The organism is Microcoleus sp. LEGE 07076, from assembly GCF_015207455.1.
Lineage (GTDB): Bacteria > Cyanobacteriota > Cyanobacteriia > Cyanobacteriales > Microcoleaceae > Microcoleus.
The window spans coordinates 1-1,401 of record NZ_JADEWV010000464.1; the positions used below are offsets into that span (position 1 = coordinate 1).

Annotated in this window: 2 protein-coding genes; both read right to left on the minus strand. The window is 50.0% G+C overall.

The genetic code is table 11. From position 1 onward, the window contains the following. Positions 1-28 precede the first annotated feature (28 nt). On the minus strand, positions 29-796 hold the full coding sequence (locus IQ270_RS30270) for a DUF429 domain-containing protein (protein ID WP_193976781.1): 768 nt from the start codon (positions 794-796) through the stop codon (positions 29-31). 222 nt (positions 797-1,018) lie between these two features. Beyond that, positions 1,019-1,401: septal ring lytic transglycosylase RlpA family protein (locus tag IQ270_RS30275; protein ID WP_193976782.1), on the minus strand; the 383-nt coding region annotated here is incomplete at its 5' end.

Consider the following 1,401-nt stretch of genomic DNA (forward strand, 5'->3'; position numbering starts at 1 on the left):
CTCTCTCCCCCTCTCTCTCCCCCTCTTGTTATGGAAGTTGGGGAATAACAATGTAGCCGGTGGTGCGATCGCCCAATACGAGATTCCGCTCTATTCCCCAGTACCACCAGTACGCCCCAATATAAGCACACAGCAAAGCATCTAGCTGGTCTTCTAAGGCTTTGAGGGTGGCGGTGCTGGTGGGGATAGCGGGGAGATTTGAACCGCAGATAAACGCAGATGAACGCGGATTTTGATTCGGGATATCTCCGAGATTAAGACTTGGTTCAAGGCTCGGTAAAATATCTATAATATACTGGCAGAGTTTCATCAATTCTTGTTGACGTTCTGCCATTTTCCCTTTTTTATATTTGATAATTCTGTCTAAATTAAATAAATTTATTGTCGCTGGATGGGGAAAAACTTCTATTTGATATCTGCCTAGTTTTTGAGATTCCATTATCGGTGCGTGGACAAATCCTCGGCTTTCTAAACTGAGGCCAAATTCGACTGTTTTTTGGGCGAAGGGGCGGGAAAGGTTGGCGGGATAGCAGCCTGCGTGGTAGCGCCCAAAGTGTTTGTGCGTGAGTTTGTCGGCGAGGCGCATTCCGGTAGGATTGGTGATGATTGTGGGTGCGTCTACGGCGATGATCGCTGGTTCGGTTGGGGAGATTTGGCGATCGAGCCAGCCGAGAATTTCGTTGGTTGCTAAGAGGCGATCGCACTCGATTAATTGTAACTGATTATTTTCCCAGTTTAAGCAGCACAAACCGCTGGCTCCTGAACTCCAACCTAAATCAATTCCAATAAATTTCATCAGAGATTTTACCGTTATTTTGTCTCTTCCAAAATAACGGTAAAATTAGGACTTATACCTGCTGACATTATGTCCGATCGATCGAGATAAAAAGCCAGGGCGGGTTTTTGAGGTTGGAGATTGTTGGCAGATATTTTTGGTAAGCCCGCTCCTACCACCTGCCCGGGCAATCGACCCTTCTTAGACTTCGGATAACTTTTGGATCGTGCCTTACTGTACCGTTTACCGTTCTACAGTTGTTTGCTGCTGCGGTTCGATCACTTCGATTTCCACTCTCGCAACACCGCTGCCGATCATTCCCAGGACGCTGGCCGCGCCTGCGGACAAGTCAATCACCCGATCGCCCACATAGGGGCCACGGTCATTGATCCGGACAACTACGGTGCGACCGTTGTCGAGATTTCGCACCATCACTCTAGTTCCGAACGGCAAGTGGCGGTGGGCTGCGGTCAGATCATTTTGGTTGAAACGCTCGCCGCTGGCGCTGAGGTTGCCGTTAAAGCCCGGGCCGTACCAGGAAGCCCAGCCGCTGAGCCGCACTTGAACTGGGCCCATAGAAAGGATGGGGCGTTCTGGTTGGGGTTGGCCTGCGACTGCTTCGAGGG